Origin of the sequence: Streptomyces sp. NPDC052107, assembly GCF_040680215.1 — a bacterium.
Taxonomy (GTDB): domain Bacteria; phylum Actinomycetota; class Actinomycetes; order Streptomycetales; family Streptomycetaceae; genus Streptomyces.
The window spans coordinates 45,529-67,739 of record NZ_JBFAWG010000039.1 but is presented as its reverse complement, the minus strand read 5'-3'; the positions used below and the strand labels follow the sequence as shown (position 1 = coordinate 67,739).

Sequence of the window (22,211 nt, the reverse complement as noted above, 5' to 3'; positions counted from 1 at the left end):
CACCCCCCAGATCATGCGAACTACAGGGGGGAACAGTCATGCCGTCCCAGAGGCCGGGCACCCCATTGCGGGGCTGATCAACAAGGTAATGGGGGCGTCTGCAGCAGCCGTCTCCACCGCATAAGGGGGGTGTGCATGCGCATCGACGCACGTATGCAGTTCGACCTCATCGCGCAGGGCGCGGATGAACAGGTGCCGGTCCTGCTTGACATCACCGCGCCTCGGCTGGATCCGGCAAATGCGGTCATCCGGCCCCCGCACACCCTGCAGGTGGTTCTCGACCGCAGCGGCTCCATGGGGAGGGGGCCGCTGGAGGTGGCCAAGACAGCGCTGAAGGACTTGGTCGACCGCCTCCGGCCGGACGACAACTTCGGACTGGTCGCCTTCGACGACCAGGTCCAGGTCGTCGCCCCGGCAGGCCCGCTGACGGACAAGGGCGCGGTCAAGTCCGCTATCGAGGGCCTGCGCCCCGGTGGCTCCACCAATTTGTCCGCCGGTTACCTGCGCGGGCTGCAGGAGGCTGAGCGGGTGGCTGCAGACGCCGGCGCCACCGTGCTGCTGATCAGTGACGGGCACGCCAACCGCGGCGTCACCGACCCCGCGATCCTCGGCGAGAAGGCCGACGAGGCGTTCCACCGGGGCATCACCACCTCCGCGCTGGGTATCGGCGAGGGATACGACGAGCACCTGCTGGCCGCGCTGGCCCGCGGTGGTCGCGGCAACGACGGTATGGCCGAAGACGCCGATGCCGCCGCGCAGTTCATCGCGGCCCAGGTCGACGGCCTGCTGTCCCAGGCCGCCCAGGCCGTCAGCCTGCTGCTGCGGATGGAACCAGTCGTGCGCGCAGTCGAGCTCGTCAACGAACTGCCCGTGACTGCCACGCCGGACGGAGCTCTGATCGAGCTAGGAAGCCTGTATTCCGGGGAGACCCGCACCCTCACCCTCGTCCTGGACGTGCCGGCCGGACCCCCGCTGGGCCCTGTGCGGCTCGGCGAACTGCAGCTGGCCTGGGCCGAGCTGCCCACGCTCAAGCAGCACACCGTCGCCTTCCCCCTGCACGCCGAGGTGGCACAGCCCGACCTGGCCGCCACCCGTAGCCCCGATGCCCGCGTGCACACCGAACTTGTCTTCCAACGCGCCCAGCAGGTCAAGCAGCACGCCGCAACCGCCCTCAGGCACCGCAACCCGCAGGAGGCGCTCGAGGAGCTGCGGCGGGCGCGGGATGCGGTGAAGACCGCCGCCACCACCGCGCCGGCCGAGATGGCCGCAGATCTCGACGAGGAACTCGCCGTCCTGGCCGCCCTGATCCACGACATCGAGTCCGGTAACCACTCGCGCTCCGCGAAGAGCGCGCTCAAGCGCGCCGGCGACGTCGGCCGCAATCGCGGCCGCCAGTTCACCGAGGGCACCGGACTTAACCGGCGGAGGGGGAGCAGTCAGCCCGGCACCGGCCGGCCCACCCTGGCCAGTTACCCGAAGGCACCCCGCCGGGCCTGGATCGACCTCGCTGAGGCCATCCGCACTCTCCCGCTCACATCCGAGGACCGCGAACCGATCGCCGAGGCTGTTGCCGCCCTCCTCGATGGGCGCCCCGACTTCAACGCCCGCCGCTTCCGTCGGCACGCACTGGCCGCCAACCCCCATATCGGCCACGCGCCGGACTCGCTCTTCTGACCGCACGGAGGGTAAACCAGCGCGTAGTTGACAGGCGCGCGCTATGGGGCTGCGGGGTCAGTCACCGTCCACGGCGGCACGGTGCGGCCCGCCGTCCATGGCCACGTGCGGGTGCGCGGTTTCGCTGCGGCGCCTCAGCGAGAGGCGTGTCGCCGTCTGCTGTACACGGGTTTCCGTAGGCCATGGTGTTTACCCTGTCAACTGATTCTTTGTTGATGGGTTTCTAAAGTCCGTGTACGGTGGCCCACATGACGGAGAGCGCCGCCCCACCAGCCGGTCCCTTGGTCACTGGCGCGGAGATCGCGCGTCTCGCAGGCGTCACCCGCGCGGCCGTCTCTAACTGGCGTCGGCGCTATGACGACTTCCCCGCTCCGGCTTCAGTCGGTGTCAACAGCCCGCTCTTCGATTTGGCCGAGGTGCAGGCCTGGCTGGGCAAGCAGCGCAAGGCGCAGGACGTCTCGGAGGAGGTGCAGCTGTGGCAGGCGCTGCGCGGAGTCTACGGTGACGAAATGATCGGCGCACTCGTTGATGCCGCACAGTTCCTTACCGACCCCGAGGCAAAAGCACCACCCGCGCTGCCGGCAGACTCCGTCCGACTGCTGCGCGCCCTGGCCGAGAGCAGTTCCCCTGGGCAGGTGGTGAGCGCGCTGGCTGAACGTTTCACCGACTCCGTACGCAGGGCTGGATCGGATCAGGTGACCTCACCACGCATCGTCCGCGCCATGCGGCACTTCGCCGGCGAGGTGGCGGTGGATGCGACACTCTTCGATCCGGCCTGCGGTATCGGCACCCTGCTGCTGGCCGTCGGCCCCGAGCAGGGGCCGAAACGGTACGGCCAGGAATCCGACACCCACAGTGCCAGGTTCGCCCAGCTACGAGCCGACCTCACCGGACGCACCGGCGTCGACATCGCCATAGGGGACTCCCTGCGCGAGGACCGCTGGACGGGCCTGAAGGCAGACCTCATCGTGTGCGACCCACCGGTCGGCGATGCCGACTGGGGGCGCGAGGAGCTGATCCTCGACCCCCGCTGGGAACTGGGTACCCCCTCGCGCGCCGAGGGCGAACTGGCCTGGCTGCAGCACGCCTACGCACACACCGCACCCGGCGGCCGCGTCCTGATGGTCATGCCCGCCTCGGTCGCCTACCGAAAAGCCGGCCGTCGTATCCGCGCCGAGCTCGTCCGCCGCGGCATCCTCACCCAGGTCACTGCCCTGCCGGCGGGTGTCGCGGCCTCGCACGCCCTCCCCGTTCACCTCTGGCACCTGCGCCGCCCCGCTTCCCTCGGTGACGCCGCCACCCATGTGCGCATGGTCGACCTGGCCGCGAACGATCCGGACGGCTCCCTCGAGCCACGGCCTGACCAAGTGGCGGACGTCTCCTTGATCGAGCTTCTCGACGACCTCGTGGACCTCACGCCAGGCCGCCGCGTCGAGGAATCCCACCGCGACTACGCAGCCGAATACCGCTGCTTGCGGCGGGAGCTGGCCGAACACCTCCGGCTGTTGGACGAGTTGCTGCCGACGCTGGTTGCCGGCGAGCAACCCGGCGCCCTGGACGCTTCCTCCGTCAGCGTCACCGACCTCGCACGCGCCGGACTCATCGAGTACGGCGATCACGAGCCCGTCTCGGTAAGCGACCAGCTCGACACCGACTTCCTTCACGGCTTCCTACGCAGCGCGGCCAACACCCGCCGCTCCACGAGCGCCAGCGGTACCTTCCGCCTCGACGGCAAGGGCGCCCGTATCCCGCAGATGGACATCGCCGAGCAACACCGCTACGGCGCCGCTTTCCGTGCACTGAAGGAGTTCGAGGAGCGGGCGGCAAGAGTGGCCGAGCTGAGCCGGGAGGCCGCCGCGCTGGCCCTGGACGGACTGGGCAACGGCGCACTTGCTCCAGGTAACTGACGATGCCGGCGCTCTACTTGGCCTGCGGGAGGAACGGACTAGCCATGCCGCTCCACGACACCCCCAGCGCTTCCCGCGCCCGCGTGCAGGCCACGAACAACAGACACCGCTCACGCAGCAGGTCGGAGTCATGCTGCAATGCGTCCACCGATGCCGGCGTCACCTCACGCGCGAACGGCACCGCACCGTCCGTCGCCCCCAGCACCACTACACAGCGAAACTCCAGCCCCTTCATCGCATGCATGGTGGCGAGCCGGACTCCGTCCACGGCCGGCCCCGGATTGTCCCTGACCCGCACGACCGGCACCTTGGCGGCGGTCAGTTTGTCGTAGACCTTGTCGAGCAGCACGTTGAAGCGGGCGCACACCCCGATCTCGGACGGATCGATGCCCTGAGCGATCCAGCCCTCCACCCGCTCGACGAGCGCCGCCACCTCCGCCTGCTCCGAGCCGTAACCCTGCGCGAGCGGCCTGCGGCCGTGCAGCAGTGAGCGGTAGCCGGTCAGGGTGTCGCTGCCTTCGCCTCCCAGGTCATCAATGGTCACCGGGCTGAGGATGCCCGTGGACCAAGCGAGGATCTCCTCCGTGCTGCGGTAGTTGATGCGCAGGCGGTGCGTGCGCCCGGCCACCGATATCCCCAGCGACCTGAGGGAAACCTTCGCGTCGTAGATGCGCTGATGCGGGTCGCCCGTGATGAACACATCGTCGCTGCCGGGCGCCACCGCGCCCCGCAGGACACGCCACTGGGCGGGGTGAAGGTCCTGGGCCTCGTCGACCACCAGATGGTCGTGCGTCGGGTCCGAGGAGGCCAGCAGGTCGGCCGCTCGGGCGCACAGCTTCAGGTGGGTGGTCAACCTCTGGTCGCGCAGCATCTGCTCAAACAGCTCAACGGCAGGCCACAATTGTTCGCGTCGCGCCGGCGACAGCGAACTGCCGCGGCCGCGCCGCACGGCGACCCGGTAGTCGTCCAGAGTTTTCAGGTCCTGGGCGAGGACCACGTGCCGGTATTCCTGCGCCAGGAACTGTTCCGTCCACGGCAGCTTGAGTTTCTTGATGACCCGCTGCCACAGTTGCCGTTCGTCGCGGTCCCCGATCGGCGAAGACGCCTTGCCCTCGAGGCGGGTCACGACGCCGTGCGCGTAGGCGTTGACCGTGGTGATGTCCACCCGGTCAAGCAGGGCCTGGTCGCCGTCCAGCAGCAGGGACAGGTTCTCGCGCAGCGAGGCGGCCAGGGCATTGGTGAACGTGGTGAGCAGGACACGGGTGTCCGCAGAGCGCGAGAGCAGGTGCTTGACCCGATGCAGGGCCACGACCGTCTTGCCGGTACCGGGGCCACCCGTGACCTGGACCGGTCCGCCGAACGACACCCGGTAGGCGACCCGGCGCTGCGAGGGATGCAGGAACACCCGCCAGGCCGCGAACGGCTTCTCCAGGATGTCGGCGAGCTCCTCCGGTCCGGTGACCAGCGTGATCCTGCTGGTGGTGTTGGCGATGACGGCAGCGAGGCTCTCGTCCGGATCGGGACCCGCATCGACGGGCCGCCGTACGGCGACCACGTCTCGGTACACATCCTCCGGCTCAAACCCTTCGGCGAGGTACTGCAGCACCTCGAACTGGTCCTCGGGCAGCAGCGTGCCGAACGCCTCCAGCTGCGCCTTGTCGATGATAGTGCGCACGGCTCGCAGTACCTGGTTGTCGATGCCGAGCTCACGCAGGACAGTGTCCGAGTACGTGGCGAACAGCAGTGAATTCGCCGCGGCCGCCGCCTCCTCCAGCCGCGGGGTCAGCTGCTCGATCGCCACCACGTTGCGTACTTCAAGAGCGCGCGTCGCGGAGTTCGTCGTGTACAGCCGCTTTGCCGCCCAGGAGTACGCGTCGTCGTGCGGGACGACGTTGACGAGCAGGAACACATCGCTGCCGTCGTCCGGCGCGAGGACCACGCCTCGCCAGAAGTCGTTGATGCGTATGGTCCGCATCCGCGCATCGCGGGCATTCTCGACGGACTCCAGGTGCAGCCCCTTGTCCGCGTGCAGCTCCGGAACGGTCAGTTGCTGAAACTTCTGCATCGCCTTGCGCACGCCGGCCTTGACGGGCCGCTCCAGGACGTCATAGCTCTCCCAGAAACTGTTGGCCAACGCGAGCTGCGGCACGACGTGCACTCCCCACCCCAAACGGACACTGCCCAGGTGATCATACGCACGCACTGGCCGCAGGCCACCGCCGCGTCACGGGCCCGTCATACGCCCGGCGACCTGCGCGATCTCGGCGAGGAGCCCCGCCGGATCCTGGTCCAGGTCGAGCGCGTGCTGATTTATGACAATGCCCGCGTGACGCACCCGGTGCGCCGCGTGTGAGGCGTTGCCCTTGGCGTACACCAGGTGCCCCTCACCCAGGCCCAGGGCGGTGCAGTAGGCCAGCATCTGATACAGGTCGGCGTCCGGAAAGCCGCCCGACTTCTCCGCCTTGTACTTAGCGTCCGCCACCGCGCACGGGATACCGTCCGGCCCGTACAGCACGATGTCCGGCTTCATACGGATCGCGGCGGCGTCATCGAGGTGGTGCGGATCCTGCAGCCGGGCAGTGTGGCCGCCGCCGCGCGCGGCCTCCCGCAGGGCGATCGTCACGAAGTCCTCGAACAGCTTGTTCATGTCGAACAGGAACCCGTCGAGACGCAGCCCGCCGGGCGCATGCTCGGCCGAGGTGCCGTCCAGGACGGCCCGCGCCAGGTGCAGCGCGTGATGGTAGCGGGCGTTGAGGCGGGTGGGCTGCCAGTCGGGCATCGTCTGCCCCCGGACGATCGCCGTCACATCGGCGAGCCGGGAACGCTGGTGCAGCAGCCGGCGGCGTACATCGCGCGGTACGCCGGGCAGACGTAGCAGGCGCTCGACGGCCGTGCGCAGGATACGGTTCTCCGCGATGTCGGTGGTGAACTCGTCGTACGCCACCTCCACTGGAAGCGTCGCGCCGAACCGCCGCCGTATCTGCTCGGCCTCCCGGATCCGACCACGCACGACGAGAGCGGTCTCCTCCGCGGCCCGGTATCCCTGCAACAGGCCCTGCCGCAGCGCCCGGTCCACCTGCCGCTCCACGGCGTGCGCGAGCGCGGGCAACAGGTCCCGGTGCTGGGCCACCTCGACGTCCCCTTCCCGCCATGCGTCCTCGGGGTCGAGGCTGTAGCCGAGCAGGAAGAAGAGGCGGGCAATGGGCACCTTCGGTCTGACGCGCACGGTGAACGCCTCCCCACCGCCCGGCACCGCGACGGCTACCGCGCCGACCTTGCTGCCAGCACGCAACGACCAGCGGCCCGGAGTGTAGGGATCGGGTGCCGCATCCACGATGTCCCCGGCGGCGAGGGCTCGGCCGACGCCGTCCGGCAGGGCGAGGCTGACCGCAGGCGCGTGCTCGATCAGCTCGACGCACGACGCCGGTCCTTCGGCTTCGGCGACGGCCGTCACGCCAGGGACTCCCGAAGCGCGGTCAGCCCGTACCGCTTCTCGATGTCCACACCTTCCCCGTAGTGATGCTCCTCCAGCAGCGGCAGGATCTTCGTCCGCCAGGTCCGCTCGAGCCCGCCCTCCCGGTAGACCCCCTTGTTCATCAGGTACGACGGCCCTATGTGGAAGTCCGGATCGTCGATACGGGAGTTGAGCGCGTCGAGCAGATCTGCAGGCTCGGTGTCTTTGTTCTCCTTCACCAGCCAGCGGCGCAGCAGCCCGCTCGTCGGCTCCGTGCGGGGCGAGAGCTCGACGAACGCGAAGCGACGGCGCATGGCCGCGTCCACGAGTGCGATGGACCGGTCGGCGGTGTTCATCGTGCCGATCACGAACAGGTTCGGCGGCAGCGCGAAGTCGTCACCGGAGTAGGTGAGTCGCGCCGACTTGTTGCGGTACTCAAGCAGGAAGTACAGCTCGCCGAAGACCTTCGCCAGGTTGGCGCGGTTGATCTCGTCGATGATCAGGAAATGGGGGATGTGCCGATTGCCCTCGCGGGAGGCGAGGTCGGCGAGTTCACGCAGCGGACCTGCGGTGAGCCGGAAGGCGACCTCCCGGGTCTCCGGGTCCTCCTGCGGGCGGAAGCCCTCAAAGAAGTCCTCGTACGCGTACGAGGGATGGAACTGCACGAGCTTCACCTGCTCGGGACCGCCACCGAGGAACTCCGCGAGCTTCAGCGCGAGATACGTCTTGCCCGTGCCTGGCGGCCCATACAGCACCAGCTGCCGCTCGTCCCACAGCAGATCGCGTACCTCACGCAGCCAGTCCACGTCGTGCACGAGGAGTTCGGTGGCCAGCTCGTCCGTCGGCTCGGGCAGTTCCAGCTCGCGGCGGGCGGTGAGGACGTGGGTCTCCACGCTCGGGTCGCGGTCTACGGCCTCGGCTTCCTCGGCCAGCTCCTGATCGCTGAGTCCCAGCCCGTCGACGAGAGCTTGGACGGGGGACAGGTCAATCACGTCGTGCTGTACGGACAGTTTCTGCTGGAGTTCCTCAGGCAGTTCGTTGTACGGATGGCCATCGGGCCGCCACTCCACGGGCCGGCGCAGATTGGACCGCCGGTCCTCGGACTCCGTCTGTTCCACTTCACCGGTGATCTCCCCGACGTACAGACGCCCATCGGAGATGGTGCAGACCGTGTCGCCGGGCTTCATGCGCGACACGAACGCGTGGAACTCCTCCACCAGCTGTTGCTTCTGGCTGTAGGTGGCCGTGGACTCGTAGTCCTCCTGGACCAGTGCGCGCAGCTGGTCCTTGCTGATGCCCTGCCCGACACCCTGCCGCAGCCGCGACGCGGCCAGGGTGACCCGCCCTTCGGACAGCCACAGCCGCTGGACGAGGTCCAGCCCGCTGACGTTCGAACCACGCACCAGCCAGGGGCGGTTCGGGCCGGGCCAAGTCCCCGGCATGAAGTCGGCGAGGGGCCGGCCGTCCTCGGCCTTCCAGTCGACCCAGCCATTCGGGTTGCGGCCCGAAAGCACCGCCGCCGCTCTCGACGGGGAACCGAAGGTGATTGCTTCCGTCGTCTCCAGCCAGCCGGGCCACTTCTTGGACGGCCTGATCCGTCCTTCCCGAACCAGTTCCTCACGCTGCCGGTGCGCGGCCGCTGCCCGGCCGGCGAACGATGGCACGACCTCGGGCCGCACGGGCTGGCCGGCATCTACGACGAAGCTGCGGCTGCCGTTGTCGCCCACCTCATTCGTAGGGCGCCCCTGGGCGACCGGCCCGCCGTTCGGCAGCCGCAGATAGAACTCCGGGTACTGCAGGCCGTCGTCGGCCATGGTTACCACTCCCCCCACACCGCGCAGAAGATCCACCGACAACGATAGGGGCCCCCTCTGACAGTCGGGTTTCAAGGCAGGCAGGCCGCGACGCTGAAGGATCGCGTCCGCCGTGGATCAAGGCGACATCTACCGCACTCCCGCCGCGCGATCGACGCCGCAGGATGGCGCCGCGCGCCAGGGGCTGCGCGCACCGGCGCACTGGGCTGTCGGTGCGCCAGCCGGCGGCTATCGTGATCGGCATGTCGTCCACGCACCTGCTGATCATCGGAGACCGTGCCGCCCTGAGCTGGGTGGTGACCGAGCAGCGGATGGCGTTCCCGGCGGGGCGGTCCCAGGCGGCCCGTGCTCTGCAGGAGGGCGACGAGGTCTTCCTGTACACCACGCGATGCTGCTTCCGGAACCCTACGCGCGACCTGGGACGTGTCATCGGCCGGGCTTCGGTTGCCAGTCCCGTGCGGGTCCTGGACGAACCGGTGGTCTTCGGGGAGCGCACGTTCACGGAGGGCTGCCGCCTGGAGGTGTCCGGCCTGGCCGAGTTCCGTGAGGGGCTCGTCCTGCGCGACCTGGTTCCGCGGCTGTCCGTCTTCCCGGACCCGGCGACGTGGAGCGTCCGGATGCGACGGGCGTCGCTGACGCTGCCGCCAGGGGATGCCGACCTCGTGCGTACGGAACTGGAGCCGTTGTTGCGCCCCTACGACGAGGCTGTCGAGCAGTACCGCTGGGAGCCGGTGCCAAGTTGAGCCGGCGTGCGGCTCTTTCTCCACCTCCGCGAGACGCGCTGGCAACCGGCTTCCTCCGGACCGTCGGCTGCCCTGCCGAACTCGGTCCCCACTGACTGGCTGACTGGCGCACAGGTCGCTGGGAGGGAGCGGAAGGCGGGCTGATCCGAGATCGCCTGCGACGGCTGTGAGTCCGCGACTTCGGGCGCTACGGTGTGGGCGACAGCCATAGTCCGGTGGGGGGACACATGTCATTCCAGACGCCCATCACGATCGCGAGCGCGCTGGAGATCGCCGCGAGTACGTGTTGCCGGCGATCCAACGTGAGTTCGTCTGGTCGCGCGACAAGATCACCCGGCTGTTCGACAGCTTGATGCGCGGATACCCCATCGGCTCGTTCCTCATGTGGCACGTCCACGAAGGCAACGCCGGTCGTTTCGCCTTCTACGACTTCATGCGCGACTACCACGAACGCGACAACGCCCACTGTGCTCCGACCGGTCCGCTCGGCAACCGGGCCATCACGGCGATCCTCGACGGCCAGCAACGACTGACGGCTCTGAACATCGGCCTCTGCGGGTCGTTCACCGCGAAGCTCCCGCGCTTGTGGGCGAACAACCCACTCGCCTACCCGAAGAAGGTCCTCTACCTCAACCTCCTGCATCGCGGCCACGACGACGACCTGGGTGTCGAGTACGACTTCCGGTTCCTCACCCGGAGGAAGCCGCGGCGGGTACCGATGGCGGCGACGCCCACTGGTACCGCGTGCAGGACGTGCGGGAGTTGGCGACCACCCGGGACGTCATCCGCGCGCTGCAGCGACACGGAGTCGCGGACAACGACACCGCCGGCGATGTGCTGACCCGCCTCCACGAGGTCGTACACGTCACCCCGACGGTGAACTTCTTCCTCGAGGACGCTCAGGAACTGGACAAGGTCCTCAACATCTTCATCCGGGTGAACTCGGGAGGCGCCGTCCTCTCCTACTCCGACCTCCTCCTTTCGGTGGCCACCGCTCAGTGGGTGGAGCGCGACGCCCGCGAGAGCATCCACCGGCTCGTGGACGAGCTCAACGGGATCGGGCAGGGCTTCGCCTTCAGCAAGGACCTCGTCCTCAAGACGGGTCTCGTGCTGCTGGGGAAGGGCGACATCCGGTTCAAGGTGGACAACTTCGACCGCGACACCATGACCAACCTGGAGAAGCAGTGGGCCGACATCGAGAGCGCACTGCGCCTCGGTGTGGCGCTGCTCGCCGACTTCGGGTTCTCCGGTGTCACCCTCACGGCCAACAGCGCGGTCATTCCTCTGGCTTACTACCTCCACCGACGCGGCCTGGGGGACAACTACCGCACCTCGGACGCGTTCAGGGACGACCGTGCGGCGATCCGCCGATGGCTCCAGCGCTCGCTCATGAAGTCCGGCGTGTGGGGCAGTGGTCTGGACCGGTTGCTCACCGGTCTGCGTGCGACCCTGGAGAAGGAAGGCGGACAGGGCTGGCCGACCGAGGCCATCGAACGGGAGATGGCACGTCAGGGCAAGTCGCTCCGCTTCGAGCCCACCGAGATCGAGGACCTGCTGGACCTCAAGTACGGATCGAAGCGGCTGTTCCCGATGCTCGCGATGCTGTACCCGGGTGTCGACACCCGTGACCAATTCCACGAGGACCACATCTTTCCGCGCAGCATCCTGCGCTCACGGGCCAAACTGCGCGCGGCCGGCCTTTCCGAGGACGCGCTGCCTCTCATCGAGGACTGTGCGGACAGAGCGGCGAACCTGCAGCTGCTCAGGGGACCCGAGAACATCTCGAAGCAGGCCGCCCCCGGCCGCCTGGCTCCAGAGGCACTTCGAGTCGGACGCCGAGCGCGAGAGCTGGTTGCGGGAGTACGACGCCACCGGCCTGCCTGAGGACGTGGTGGGGTTCCCGGAGTTCTACGAGGCACGCCGGGCGCGCATGCGTCAGCGCCTTACGAGCCTCTTGGGGACGGCCACCCTCGCAGAGCAGGCGGCCGACACGCCGGATGCCCTGCAAGCCACGCCGGACGACGAGCCCGATCCGGGAAATGAGGGACTCTAGTCCTCCGGTCAGCGGCGGGTCGGGAACGATCCGCGGGGGACCCATGTGCGCCCTGGGAGCAGGCGCGACGTGCCCGCGCACGTGGGACGGCCCGCACAGCTCGCACCGGACGCCACGGCACCTCAGCCCTTCTCGGTGGGCTTTACGTGGTCGCGTCCTTCCTCGGTCCAGCGGATGTCGGTGCCGCCTTGGAGTTCGCGGCCGGAGCACCGGACGGTGACTCCGTTGCCTGCGTCGCCGGCGCGCTGCTGGGCGCTGTCCACGGCATCGGGGCACTGCCTGTGGAGCTGGTGAGCCGTCACCAACTGGCGTGGGTGCTCGACACCTTGGCCCGCGACCTGCTGCTCGAGCTCGTGGATTCACCCAGCGGCGGCGAATACGTGCCGGGTGGGACCGGCACGGGTGGGACCGCTATCCCGGTTGGTGACCCCGCCTCCTAATCGTTCGGCTGCCGCGGCTCGCTGGGGCCGAGGGAGAGTTCGGCCCACACGGTCTTGCCGCCGGGCGGATACGGCTCTGTGCCCCAGCGGTCGGCCAGGGCAGTCACGAGGAGGAGCCCGCGGCCGGTCTCGCTGTCGTGCGGGGTTACGAACTCGGTCAACGCCGTGGGGAGTCGGTCACCGCGGGCGTCGGTGACCGCGATGCGGAGGACGCCGGCGGCCGGGTGGTCGAGAGTGAAGGCCAGACGGAAGTCGCGGCCTTGGACGCGCCCGTGGAGGACGGCGTTCGCGGCTAGTTCGGCGACGATCTGCTCGGCACGCTCGGTGACGGTGGGGGACACCTCCCAGGAGCGCAGCTGCTCATAGGTGAGCAGGCGGCCGAGGCGGGCTCCGCGGCGGGTGGACGACAACTGCTGCGCGAAGGTGCGCAAAGGGGAGCGGAGCTGAGGCGTGGTCGCGTTCATGGGGCCACGGTGCCGGGCGCGCGGGAGTGTGATCCAGGGGTGCGGCCCGTACGGTGCGTCAGCGTAAGGGCGCATTCCGTGGACGGTACGCGAAACCTGCGGTCACCCTGGGTGTTGTCCAGTGCGGGGACGACGGCAACGGCCGGCAACGGCCATGCAGGCAGGTATCTGGAGGTGACCGCGCATGACGGGCGGTGGCGTGGGGGCGAGCGACGAGCTGACGGTCTGCGAGGCGGAACGGGAGCCGGACCCGTCGGACAGTCTGCGGACCTTCGGGGCCGTCGTCCAGGCGTTACGGGAGAACGCGGGGCTCAGCCGGGCCGAGTTCGCAGAGCTGGTCCGGTTCTCCAAGCACACGGTGGAGTCGGTGGAGCTGGGGAGGCGGATGCCGGACGAGTCGTTCGTGGAGCGGGCGGAGGAGGTGCTGGGGAATACCGGGGCGTTGCGGAGGTCGGCGCGGTTTCTGACGCGAGGGGAGGCGGGGCTGGCGGCTTGGTTCCGGCAGTGGGCTCGGCTGGAGAAGGTGGCGGTGAGTCTGGCTTCGTATGAGTGCCGGTTGGTGCCGGGCATATTGCAGTCGGAGGGGTATGCGCGGGCGGTGTTCGACAACGGCATCCCCTTGCTGTCTGACGACCAGCTGGAGGCGCAGGTGGCTGCCCGGCTGGAGCGTCAGAGGGTGCTGTACGAGCGGACTCACGTTCCGTTCAGCTTCATCGTGGAGGAGCATGTGTTCCGGCGTCGGCTCGGGGGTTCCGAGGTGCTGCGGGGCGTGCTCGACCACGTGTTGAAGCTTGGCACCCTGCGGAACGTGACACTTCAAACCATGCCGATGGACACCGAGTTTCACGGTTGCCTGGATGGGCCGGTATGGCTTCTGGAAACGCCGAAGAGGCAGAGGTTCGCTTACTCCGAGGGCCAGCAGAACGGCCGCCTGATCTCCGACGTGAAAGAGGTGAGCCTCCTCTATCAACGCTATGACACACTGCACTCGCAGGCCCTGAACCCCAAAGACTCACGAGGCCTGCTGGAGCGACTGCGAGGAGAGCTATGAGCACGACGGAACTGGTGTGGTTCAAGTCCAGTTACAGCGGCACCCAGGGCGACAACTGCATCGAGGTCGCCGTCACTGAGCAGGCCGTGCACGTGCGCGACTCCAAGGACTCGATGCGCACTCCCTTTGCCGTGGGCCGGGACGGCTGGTTGCGCTTCCTGCACTTTGTGGCGGAGGCCTGAAGACGACGCGCCACGGTGGCAGGCCTGCAGGCGCATGCCACCGTGACGCGTAAACCGGCTCTTCGCAGTTGAGAGCGTAGTCGGGCTAAGCAGGTGGCTCGCGGTCGGCGCTCACTCAGCCTTTCTCGCCGCGTCGCTCCTCGTCCCCGAGCCAACGGCGCGCTCGTTCGGCGATCCCGCTGGAGAGCTGGCCCGTTACCGAGCTGGCCCGGTCGAGGGTCTCGTTGCCGAGGCTCATGGCGGCATCGACGCTTTTTGCTCCTGTCTCGAGCGCCTTGTCCCTCGCCTCCACGGCCGCGTCCACCCACCGTCTCGCCTCCGACGACTGGGGACCAGACTCAATCCCGAGCCGCGAGTGGAAGTCATAGACACGGGTTGCGACATGGTTGCTCGACTGGACTACAGCCGGGGACTTGGTCGGGTTCAGCAGCACCTTCGCGTTGGCCGTGCCGGCAGCCGCATTCATCCGGGCCACCAGACGCTCGGTGCTCCGCGAGATGAGATCCAGCCGCTTCTGTCGGGCAACCCGAAGCCCGAGGCGATGCCGGTCCAGCTCGTCCGGAGCCGCGTCCAGCACTCGATCGAGTTCGAGCACGGCGATCGCGTCCTGCAATTGGAAGCAACGAGCCAGCCCAGCGAGCCACTCCCGAGCCTTGGACTCGACTTCCTTGGCCGTCGTGGCGAGGTCACCGATCTTGGTTTTGCCCTCCATCTTCTCTGCGAGTGCATCGAGTTGACGCAACGCATACGCCTGGGTGTCTGCGATCGCCGCCGGCGCGGCCTGCACCTTTGACCACGTGACCTCGGAGACGCGGCCCACCTGCTCCCGGATGGTCATGGCCTCCTCGATGATGAGGTCCACCCCGATCATGCGGGCCACCACAGCGTCCTTCTGGGCGCGCAGTACGTCGTCGACCTTCTCGTCGATCCTCGCGAGATAGTCGGTGATCTCGTCCATGGTCTGCTGCATCGCGAGCTGTGCCATGATCCCCGCGGCACCAGCCAGAAGCCCCGGATTGGTCAGGAACGAGCCGGCCCCCTTCTCGATCTGGAGCCATGACTTGATCGAGCCAGGTCTCCCCACCATCGCATGGCTGACGCCTGGTGTCTTGCTTTCCATCAGCCCGAACTTCTTGACACGCTGCGCGGACTCCTGGGTCAGCTTCACCCAGCGACCGGAGTTGGCGGCAATGTCCGAACCTGCCTGCGCGACCGCAGCCCCGGTACCGAAGGCGGATTTGAGCCGTTGCAGTTCGAGGTCCTTCGACGGCAGTCCCTCCGAGACGAGGAAGCGTTCGACATCCGTCGCATTCCCGATGACCGCCAGTCCATCACCGTCACTGATCAGCTGAATCTCGTTGTCCATTGCCCGCTCCTGAAGTGGCTTCTCGCAGTTGAGGGTGGTCAGGGTGCGCGCGGCGATCGCCGGGCGGTCAGGCGGGGTGTCGGGGGCCGCGGCCCGGGGGCGGGGTGAGAGTGGAGGTGTAGTTCTCGCCGTCCACCAAGGGATTCTCCAGGCTGACGCCGGCTGCGGCCATGCGGTCGTATTCGGCGAGGATCAGGTCCTTGGTTCGGTAGCTTCCGTACTTGGCCTCGTCCTTGCGGCGGACGATGGGGAACGTGTCGAGAATGTAGTCGGTGTCCTCTCGGGAGACTCCGTAGAGGTGGAAGAAAAGCGCGTCGAGCTCGGCGCGCAACTTCTGACGTCGTTCCTCGTCCCAGCGGAAGGGCGCGCCGCTGTCACCCAGGTCGAGAGCGAACGGCGACATACTGTGAGCGGTGTAGACGAGTTCGAGCAGCCGAGGTCTGATGAATGACGAGTGCTCCCCCATAGGGTGCGGTTTGGGAACCGGGAGCTGCTTGACGATGAAATACGTCATCGAAGTGCCACTGAGTTTCTGTCGCGCGCAGTAGTCGAAGACCATGGAGGACCAGGCGGCGAGCAGGAGTTCAGGCATGACCGTCGGCAGAGCGATGGGCAGCTTGTGTCCGGCTCCGAACTTTGGAAAAGCGGAAGCCACCATCGTTCTGGCGTTTGCCGGGTTGGTAGAGTCACGCCACCCCAGAAGCCACTCCCTGTCCCATTTGCCAGAAAGGCGCTCTTCCAATTCCCGGGCGGGGATCCAGTAGCGGGGTGCAATGGTGAAGCCGGGATCGTCTAGGTTCTGTGGCGTCGGGCCGGGGAGGGCTCTTACCCCGACCCCTGGCTTCAGCTGTACATGCTCATAGCTGCCGTGCCGGGGGTTGAAATGGTGGACCATCTTTCCCTCGTAGAGTGGCGTATATCCCGCCGGGCCCTCACGGGTCGGCCGCTCCAGGAAGGATGACGAGTCCGACGTCATGTGGAAGATCGTCATGAAGGGCCGATCGGGGAATCCCCAAGGATTGTCTGTTTGGCCGTCGGCGATGAGTACCGGGTTCCGCTGGTACAGCTTCTCGGCTATTTCAGCATCGCGTCGCCAAGTGAAGACCGGGCATGTCTTAGAGTTCGGATTGATGGAGGAGACACTCCGATAGCTGATGGAGAACTGCCGTTCGGGGTTCTGTATCTCCTCGACCGTGTCCGCGTGAAAGACGACGACCGGCGGGGCGGCCGAACCCTCCTTGTCGATGGTCAGCAGGCAGAACCTGTCCTCTTGTGCACCGGCGACGTTCGGAAAGAAGTCAGAGTTCCGGAAACTGAAGAGAGACTGCAGCCGGCCGGCCTCGAGGACGGCCGCGAAGTAGAATCTCGCCGGCTCCCCGGTTGCTATTCCTGGCGGGACGATCACTCCCATTCGGCCTCGAAGGGTGATCAGGGATAGGAAGGTCTCTGCAAACAGAGCATAAGTGTTGACGTCTCCGCGGCCCGTCAGGTCGAACCTGCCCGACTCGCGAGCGAAAAGGCTCTCACCCTTTGCCTGACGTTTTGCCTCTTCAAATTCTTGATGGAGGGCCGGGTTCTGGCACTTCAGTTCTGATATCAGCTGTTTCCGGGTATTCCCGGTGGCGGTAGCGATTTCGCTGGAGCGAGTCGCGAAGAACTCCGACTCCTCGATCCTGATCTTTTCCCAGGGAGGGTTGCCCACGGTGCAATGGAAACCGCCCGTCCAGCCAGTAAGTGCATCACTCCTTGCGTTCTCTTGGCTGGCGACTGAGAAGATCTCAGGGAACTCCAGGTGCCAGTGGAAGAACTTGTACTGCTGGGAGAGGCGGATGATCTCCTCGTTCGTGCTCATCGGGATGCCGTTGGACGGGTTCTGGAGGTCCCGGAAGACCCCTTCCGTCACGGGAGTCGGGGCGCCTTCCCGCTTGGGCCAGACGAAAGCTGCGCACCAGGCGTCGGCGACATGAACGGCCCGGACGTACTCCGCCGACTGCTCCAGCTCGCGGAAACGGCTCGACTGCAGCCGCACATCGCGAAGCGTGTCGGCGCGTGCGCCGCTGATCTCGCGCAGGCTCTCGGCAAAGGCGGCGTTGGACACCCAGATACGCTCCTCGGTGTGGAAACTGAGCTGGCCGCCCCGCTCGGCGGCGTTCCGCTTCCTCACTGCCGCCGCGATCTTCTTGTCGTCGCTTTCGATCGGCTTGAAGGCGTCGTCCGGGATACCCTTCGCCAGCAGCGCCGGCGTAGCCCCGATCAGCGCGTTGCCGTGCTTGATGTGGGCGTCCAGGAAGCCCAGCGGCTTGCCCGGTTCCAGGGCCTCCAGCCACAGCGACACCTTGGCCAGTTCGACCGCCATCGGGTTGAGGTCCACGCCGTAGATGCATCGCGCGACCACCTCGTGCAGCGCGTGCCGTACCGCGTCGATTGTCGGCTCCGGGTTCTGCTCCCGTACCGCGGCCACCCGCTTCGCGATTCGCCGAGCCGCAGCGACCAGGAAGTGGCCCGAGCCGCAGGCTGGGTCGCAGACCGTCAGGCTCAACAACTCCTCGACGATGGCAGGCCCCGGGTCCGGCTGGCCCGAGCGCGTTGCCCGAATCTCGCCCCGCTTCACCGCATCGTCGATCACCGGGTCCAACGCGGAGTCCAGCAGGCACTCGATCAGCGAGGACGGTGTGTAGTAGGAGCCCGTCGTCTTCCTCGCGTTACCCGCCAGCTCGACCAGTTCGAAGGTGCGTTCCGTCGCGGTGTGCTTCGGGACCAGCTCCAGCAGGGACTCGTAGATGGAGCCCAGCTCCTCCGCGTCCAGGTGGCGGTAGTCGACCACCCGGTTCCGCTTGCTGCTCGTGTCCCGCACGATCGACAGCGCCCGGACCGCCTCCAGCAGCGGCTCGTTCGACAGTGACAGGCCGTGCAGGACCTTGTCCGCCTCCGTGTCGTCGAAGATGCCGCCGAGGCCGGGCAGGCCCAGCTCCGGCAGACCGTCGTCGTTGCCCAGACCCGACAGGACGAACCGAAGCGCCTGGTACAGGTCGCCGTGGGCCGTGCCCCGGCGGCGCTGGGCGTGCCGGCGCAGGCGGGCCGAGGAGAAGTACGCGGCGTAGCGCTCCTTCGCCGTCTCGTCGGCCGACGGGGACAGCAGGACCTCGCGGTCCTCGGCCACGAACAGGAACAGGAGCCGGTAGACCATGCGCAGCAGCGCGTAGTGGAAGGTCTTGACCTCCAGGGTCTCCCGCAGCTCCCGGTTGTCCGGGTGCTTCAGGAAGCCCGTGCCCAAGGTCGTGATCGCCCGCTGGACGCCCTTCCTGAGCTGGTCCAGGGCACGGGTGCCCTGGGCGATCGCCTCCGTGCGCCACTTCTCCAGCCAGCACGTCGACGGTGCCGCGTCCTCCGCGACCTCGAAGCGCGAGACGTGCAGCAGTCGGTACAGCAGTACGAACTCGCTGAACAGCTCGGCGTCGAAGATCGCCTCCAGGTCGAACTCGACGTAGGACGCCGTGGCCAGGGCGCTGGAGTCCCGGAGCAGGCGGACCTGGCGGCCGTTCGTCAGGACGCCCCACAGGTGGGCCTCGGTGCGGTTCAGGCACTCCTGGAGCATGGACTGCGGCGGTACCGTGCCCGCGCCGCCCGGTCGCTTGTCCAGGTTGGCGTTCCACGCCACCTGGTGGAGGAGCGCGTGCTGCCAGCGGTGCGAGACCTCGAACCGCTTCTCCGTGTCCGAGTCGGCCGTGACGCCCTCCGTGCCGATCGGCGTCAGACGACCGAAGCCCAGCTCCCGCCACAGCGGCGCCAGCCAGTCGGCAGCCGCGCGGCCCGTCGGGTCGGTCGCCGGCAGGCCCGTCTCCCCGTCCTCGGGCAGGTGCTTGCGCAACTCGCGCCAGAGCGGCTTCAGGTACTCCCAGCTGCGCTCCGCCTCGTCCCGTACCGAACGCGACGAGGGCAGGCCGTAGTCGGCCGGCTTCGAGCCCGGGACGTCCTTGCCCTCGGAGATACGCAGCAGCATGTCGGCCGGCAGCAGACCTCCGACCGTGTGGACGGCGGTGAACACCTGGTTGCGAGTCGTGGCGGACATCAGGCGGACGCTCCAGAGACAGCAGCAGGGGCGGGGGAGGAGGCGGAGGGGTTCGCGGGCAGATACAGGTACGCGCCCAGGACGTCGGCCGGCTTCTGGGCCGTCACCGACAGGCCCCGGACGATCTCGCCGGAGGCCTGGCGCACTCGGCGGTGCGAGGCGTCCAGCTCGGCGGCCAGGTCCTCGCCGTACGTCTCCAGGTAGGCGTTTGTATCGGGCAGTTGGTCGAGGATGCGCTTCATCATGCGCTCGCCGAAGTGCGGGTCCGTGTTCTCGGACGCCGTCGCGTCCAGCAGGGCCGCCGCACGCTCCTGCGACAGCCACACCGCGTTCTTCGGGGAGCCCTCGAAGGCCAGCAGCCTCGCGTCCTCCGCGACCAGCTGCCTCTCGCCGCTCCGCGACGGCAGGGTCAGATGGAAGCGGTAGCGGACCAGGAGCAGGGTCGTGCGCGTCGTCACCGCGTCCGTCGTCACCACGCCGCAGCGGCGTGCCGGGCGGGCGCCGTCCGCCTGGGTGTCCAGCGCCGCGTTCAGGACGTGCGACGCCAGCGCGCCCACCACCGGGTCCGTCCGTACCAGCGCCGCCTCGCCCCGCGCCACCGCCGGATCCGTCCGGAACGGGATCGGACGGTCCTGCTCGATGACCTCCGCGCCCACGGCCGTCGCCAGCGCGTCCCGCAGGCCCGCCGGCGTACCGCCCACCTGGGCCGTGAAGTCCTCCGACGGATCGGCTCCCCGCAGCACCGCGCCCAGCGAGCCCAGCGCCTCCCGTACGAACGTCCTCACCTCGCCCGTACCGCCCAGCGCGTCCCGGATCGCGGCGACCTCCCTGGCCACCTCCTCCGGGTGGATCGAGCGCTGCGCGAACCGCGAACGCGACGCCTTCTCCCGTTCCGCCGCCGAGTTCCAGTCGCTGTCCAGCTTCGCCGTGCTCACCTTGAACGCGTCCGCGCCGAACAGGGCGTCCTCGTTCTCGCGGCCGCGCATCAGCAGCCACTCCACGATCGCGTCCGTCACACCCGTCGACAGCTCGTCCGGGACCGACACCGAGATGCCCAGGTCCTTCTTGATCTGTCGGTGCTTCTTGATGAGGACTTCGAGGACCTTGCCGTCGATGCCGTTGTCGTCGCCGTACAGGGTGATGACACGGACCTCGTCACGGCGCTGGCCGTAGCGGTCGACGCGGCCCTCCCGCTGGTCGTGGCGGGTGGGGTTCCACGCCAGGTCGTAGTGGACCACGGCGTCGAAGTAGTGCTGGAGGTTCACGCCCTCCGACAGGCAGTCCGTGGCGATCAGCACCCGGCGCGCAGCAGCGTCCTCGCCGGCCTCCGTCGCCAGCGCCTCGATGTTGTCGATGCGCTGCTGCGGGGACAGCTCACCCGTTACCGCCTTGACGACCGTCTTCGCGCCCAGCGGACCGCGCTTCTTCGTCTCGAGGTCGTTGGCCAGCTGCTCGGCCAGGTACTTGGCCGTGGGAATGTAACGGCAGAAGACGATCGGGTTGTAGCCGTCGGCCAGCAGCCCCTTGAGGTGCTTGATCAGGGCCATCAGCTTGAGGTCCTGCGCCGGGCCCTCCAGCTCCTGCGCGCGGCCGGCGAGTTCGGCCAGGCGCGAGCGCGGGTCATCGGCCTCGATCTCCGCGCCCGGCGCTACGTCCATGCCCTCCATCGAGTCGCTGTCGGCCGCGTCGCTGTTCAGCGGCGCGCCCAGCTCGTCGGCCTCCTCCGCCGAGGACGCGACCGCCGCCGCGGACCTCGTGCGCAGCGTCTGCGCCGCCGCACGCGGGGACGACACCAGCGAGCGCAGCAGCGCGATCGCCGACCACCACGCTATTCGGGCCTCGCGCCGGCCCCGGTTGTCCGCCTCCTCCACCCGCTCACTCGCGTAGGCGATCGCGTCGTCCAGCAGGGCCCGGTACTCCGGGGACAGCTTGTACGTCTCGTCCTTGAAGTAGCGGTCCGAGGGGAACGCGGTGCGCTCGGCGAACGAGTCGTCGGCGAGGCCGTCCTCCTTGGTGAGGTACTGGCGTACGTCCGCGCGCTTTCGGGCCACGAAGTGCTGGGCCAGCAGCTTCCTGCCCCCGTCCGACTCCAGGTTCACGTGTGCCAAGTCGGGCTTGACCAGGCCCAGCAGGTTGCGGAACGCGGACTCCTTGCCGCTGTGCGGGGTCGCCGTCACCAGCAGCAGGTGCCGCTCCTCGTCCTCGGCGACCCGCCGCAGCAGCTCGTAGCGCAGCTGGTTCTGCGTGCCGGTCTTGGTGTCGTCGGAGGCCACGCACGTGTGCGCCTCGTCGACGATCACCAGGTCGGGGCAGTGCCGTACGAAGTCGTCGCGGTGACGGGTGGACTTGATGAAGTCCGTGGAGACGATGACGTTCGGGTAGCGGTCGAAGAGGGACTGGCCCAGGTCCAGGCCGCGCTCCAGGCGGGTCACCGTCGATGACAGCACCAGCTCCGCGTCGATGCCGAACTTGCTGCGCAACTCCTGCTGCCACTGTTCGGCGAGCGCGGGGGAGCACAGTACCGCCAAGCCCGACGCCTCGCCCTGTGCGAGCAGTTCGCTCGCGATCAGGCCCGCCTCGACGGTCTTGCCGATGCCGACGTCGTCGGAGATCAGCATGCGGACCGTCTTCTGACGCAGCGCCATCAGCAGCGGGACGAGCTGGTACGCGCGCGGCTCCACGGCGATGCCGGCCAGCGAGCGGAACGGGCCCGCACCCGAGCGGAAGCCGACCCGCAGGGCGGTGCGGAGCAGGCCGGCCGCCCGCTGGTCGCCGAGGTCGCTCGGCTCCGGCGCGGCGAACCGGGCCTCCTCGACCGTCTCGAACGCCGGGAACACGGCGGCGACATCGTCGTCCGAGCCGCCGAGCGGGCGCAGGACGAGCAGATCGGGCTTGCTCTCGGGGAGCACCACCCATTCGCGGCCGCGGGCCTTCACCAGGGAACCTGCGGAGTACGTGAGTGCCATGTGTGTTTTCGAGTCCTCAGGAGAAGCT

Annotated in this window: 15 protein-coding genes; 7 read left to right on the top strand and 8 right to left on the bottom strand. The window is 68.2% G+C overall.

Annotated features, from left to right (window positions below; translation table 11 throughout):
- The first annotated feature begins 135 nt into the window (after positions 1-135).
- The gene (locus tag AB0M27_RS30670; RefSeq protein ID WP_365726350.1) at positions 136-1,674 is read left to right on the top strand and encodes a VWA domain-containing protein; all 1,539 of its coding nucleotides are present in this window, start codon (positions 136-138) and stop codon (positions 1,672-1,674) included.
- Between the two features lie 248 nt (positions 1,675-1,922).
- Positions 1,923-3,581: an N-6 DNA methylase gene (locus AB0M27_RS30665; RefSeq protein WP_365726348.1), complete on the top strand. Its 1,659-nt coding sequence runs from the start codon at positions 1,923-1,925 to the stop codon at positions 3,579-3,581.
- 13 nt (positions 3,582-3,594) lie between these two features.
- On the opposite strand, the gene AB0M27_RS30660 is transcribed toward AB0M27_RS30665, so the two are convergent.
- From AB0M27_RS30660 to AB0M27_RS30650, 3 genes are all read right to left on the bottom strand, one after another.
- Complete coding sequence (locus AB0M27_RS30660) at positions 3,595-5,730, bottom strand: UvrD-helicase domain-containing protein (RefSeq protein WP_365726346.1); 2,136 nt, start codon at positions 5,728-5,730, stop codon at positions 3,595-3,597.
- 75 nt (positions 5,731-5,805) lie between these two features.
- Entirely contained in the window at positions 5,806-7,035 is a 1,230-nt protein-coding gene (locus AB0M27_RS30655) for a restriction endonuclease (RefSeq protein ID WP_365726344.1), read from the bottom strand.
- A complete protein-coding gene (locus AB0M27_RS30650; RefSeq protein WP_365726342.1) occupies positions 7,032-8,849 on the bottom strand; it encodes a DUF4357 domain-containing protein in 1,818 nt (605 codons plus the stop codon). Before AB0M27_RS30650 ends, AB0M27_RS30655 begins: the two co-directional genes overlap by 4 nt.
- Before the next feature lie 242 nt (positions 8,850-9,091).
- On the opposite strand from AB0M27_RS30650, the gene AB0M27_RS30645 reads away from it, so the two are divergent.
- The 3 genes from AB0M27_RS30645 (at position 9,092) to AB0M27_RS30635 (ending at position 11,476) form a co-directional block, all read left to right on the top strand.
- A complete protein-coding gene (locus AB0M27_RS30645; protein WP_365726340.1) occupies positions 9,092-9,592 on the top strand; it encodes a hypothetical protein in 501 nt (166 codons plus the stop codon).
- Between the two features lie 283 nt (positions 9,593-9,875).
- Complete coding sequence (locus tag AB0M27_RS30640) at positions 9,876-10,433, top strand: DUF262 domain-containing protein (protein ID WP_365726338.1); 558 nt, start codon at positions 9,876-9,878, stop codon at positions 10,431-10,433.
- Positions 10,355-11,476 carry a hypothetical protein gene (locus AB0M27_RS30635; protein ID WP_365726336.1) on the top strand — a complete coding sequence of 374 codons (1,122 nt, stop codon included), beginning with the start codon at positions 10,355-10,357 and terminating at the stop codon, positions 11,474-11,476. The genes AB0M27_RS30640 and AB0M27_RS30635 overlap by 79 nt, the downstream gene beginning before the upstream one ends.
- Positions 11,477-11,767: 291 nt before the next feature.
- On the opposite strand, the gene AB0M27_RS30630 is transcribed toward AB0M27_RS30635, so the two are convergent.
- Together AB0M27_RS30630 and AB0M27_RS30625 are read right to left on the bottom strand one after the other, a co-directional pair.
- Complete coding sequence (locus tag AB0M27_RS30630; RefSeq protein WP_365726335.1) at positions 11,768-11,908, bottom strand: hypothetical protein; 141 nt, start codon at positions 11,906-11,908, stop codon at positions 11,768-11,770.
- Between the two features lie 173 nt (positions 11,909-12,081).
- Entirely contained in the window at positions 12,082-12,549 is a 468-nt protein-coding gene (locus AB0M27_RS30625; RefSeq protein WP_365726334.1) for an ATP-binding protein, read from the bottom strand.
- 184 nt (positions 12,550-12,733) lie between these two features.
- On the opposite strand from AB0M27_RS30625, the gene AB0M27_RS30620 reads away from it, so the two are divergent.
- Complete coding sequence (locus AB0M27_RS30620) at positions 12,734-13,600, top strand: helix-turn-helix transcriptional regulator (protein ID WP_365726333.1); 867 nt, start codon at positions 12,734-12,736, stop codon at positions 13,598-13,600.
- Positions 13,597-13,782: a DUF397 domain-containing protein gene (locus AB0M27_RS30615; RefSeq protein WP_365726331.1), complete on the top strand. Its 186-nt coding sequence runs from the start codon at positions 13,597-13,599 to the stop codon at positions 13,780-13,782. Before AB0M27_RS30620 ends, AB0M27_RS30615 begins: the two co-directional genes overlap by 4 nt.
- A 115-nt stretch (positions 13,783-13,897) precedes the next feature.
- Here the strand turns inward: AB0M27_RS30615 and AB0M27_RS30610 are convergent, their stop codons facing one another.
- The 3 genes from AB0M27_RS30610 to AB0M27_RS30600 all read right to left on the bottom strand — a co-directional run bounded on the left by AB0M27_RS30610 (position 13,898) and on the right by AB0M27_RS30600 (position 22,183).
- Entirely contained in the window at positions 13,898-15,148 is a 1,251-nt protein-coding gene (locus tag AB0M27_RS30610; protein ID WP_365726329.1) for a hypothetical protein, read from the bottom strand.
- Positions 15,149-15,215: 67 nt separating this feature from the next.
- Entirely contained in the window at positions 15,216-19,217 is a 4,002-nt protein-coding gene (locus AB0M27_RS30605) for a DNA methyltransferase (protein WP_365726327.1), read from the bottom strand.
- Positions 19,217-22,183, bottom strand: a complete 2,967-nt coding sequence (locus tag AB0M27_RS30600) for a helicase-related protein (protein ID WP_365726326.1) — start codon at positions 22,181-22,183, stop codon at positions 19,217-19,219. The genes AB0M27_RS30605 and AB0M27_RS30600 overlap by 1 nt, the downstream gene beginning before the upstream one ends.
- Positions 22,184-22,211 lie beyond the last annotated feature (28 nt).